The sequence below is a fragment of the Vibrio sp. 10N.261.52.A1 genome, assembly GCF_002876325.1.
Taxonomy (GTDB): domain Bacteria; phylum Pseudomonadota; class Gammaproteobacteria; order Enterobacterales; family Vibrionaceae; genus Vibrio; species Vibrio chagasii.
Map to the genome: position 1 here is coordinate 1 of NZ_MCYD01001184.1, position 2,010 is coordinate 2,010.

1 protein-coding gene is annotated in these 2,010 nt (G+C 45.8%); it reads left to right on the top strand.

From position 1 onward, the window contains the following. Positions 1–166: 166 nt before the first annotated feature. Positions 167–2,010 (top strand): DNA polymerase (locus BCT81_RS25275; RefSeq protein WP_102426246.1); only part of this gene is annotated, 1,844 nt, incomplete at its 3' end.

Consider the following 2,010-nt stretch of genomic DNA (forward strand, 5'->3'; position numbering starts at 1 on the left):
ACAGAGTTATCCACAGAACGCCTGTATCTAAGAACAAAAAATAACAACAAATTGATTATATCGAACACAACCGAGTGAACGGATACGGATCGACAACGTGGAATCCAACCAACAGACGTGGCATTCTTAACAGATAATTTCTGTACTTACTGGATACACAAACATTATGGCTCGTATTCCTGATAATCCATTGATTCTGATCGATGGCTCTTCTTACTTATATCGCGCGTTTCATGCTTACCCTGGCACCATGAGCAATGGTGATATCCCGACTAACGCGGTTTACGGTGTAGTTAACATGCTGCGCAGCATGATGCGTCAATTTGCTTCTGATCGTATTGCGGTTATTTTTGATGCAAAAGGAAAGACGTTCCGTGATGACATGTACCCAGAGTACAAGGCTAATCGTCCACCTATGCCGGATGATCTACGTTGTCAGATCGAACCTTTGCACAACGTGATTCGCGCAATGGGTCTACCACTTATCTCGATCCCAGGCGTTGAAGCGGATGATGTGATTGGTACGCTGGCTTCTCAAGCATCTAAAGCGGGCATGCCGGTTTTGATCAGTACTGGCGATAAAGATATGGCGCAGCTGGTTGATGACAACGTTACTTTGATCAACACCATGACCAACGTGGTGATGGATCGCGAAGGCGTGATAGAGAAGTTTGGCATCCCACCTGAGCTGATTATCGACTACCTTGCACTGATGGGCGATAAAGTGGATAACATTCCCGGCGTTCCAGGTGTCGGTGACAAAACAGCAACAGCTCTACTGCAAGGCATTGGTAGCATCGAGAAGTTGTACCAAAACCTAGATGATATTGCAGCGCTTGGTTTCCGTGGTTCTAAGACGATGGCTAAGAAGCTTATCGACAATAAAGACAACGCTGAAATGTCTTACCAACTGGCGACGATTAAACTGGATGTTGAACTTGAAGAGACACCAGAGTCACTCGTAAAAACCCAACCAAACACCGATGAGCTAATTAAGCTATATGGTCAACTGGTCTTCAAATCTTGGCTAAATGAACTCCTTGAGGGTGGTACTGGTGTTGTTGAAGCTGATGAGAAATCTGGCGCTGTACGTAGCAGTGGTTCGTCTGCAGCCTCAACCGTTGAAATGAACACTTCAGCAGTGACGATTGATCGTAGCAAGTACGAAACCATTCTTGATGAAGATACTTTCAACGCTTGGCTAGAGAAGCTGAAAGCAGCAGAGGTGTTTGCTTTTGACACTGAGACAGACAGCCTAGATTACATGGTAGCTAACCTGGTTGGCCTATCGTTCGCTACAGAAGAAGGTGTTGCGGCTTACGTACCGGTTGCTCATGACTACCTAGACGCACCACAACAGCTGGATCGCGATTGGGTACTAGAACAGCTTAAGCCGATTCTTGAAGATGATGCACAAGCTAAAGTGGGTCAGAACCTCAAATACGATATGAGCGTTTTAGCGCGCTACGGTATTGAGATGAAAGGCATTAAGCATGACACCATGCTAGCGTCTTACGTTTTCAATAGCGTTGGCGGTAAGCATGACATGGACAGCTTAGCGCTACGTTTCCTACAACACAGCTGCATCTCGTTTGAGCAGATTGCGGGCAAAGGTAAGAAACAACTGACGTTCAACCAGATTGAGCTAGGTGAAGCGTCTTCATATGCAGCGGAAGATGCTGACGTAACACTACGTCTGCATAATCGCTTAATGGAAAACATCGAGCAAGATGAAAAGCTAAAAGCGATCTATGAAGAGATCGAAGTACCGCTGATTCCAGTCATGTCTCGCATTGAACGTACCGGTGTATTCGTTGATGACATGTTGCTTGGCGCACAGTCACAAGAGATTGCGGTTCGTCTTGATGAGCTAGAACAAAAAGCTTACGAGATTGCTGAGCAAGAGTTCAACATGAACTCTCCGAAACAGCTGCAAGCGATTCTGTTCGAGAAAATGGGCCTGCCTGTTATCAAGAAAACGCCATCTGGTTCGCCTTCAACTAATGAAGA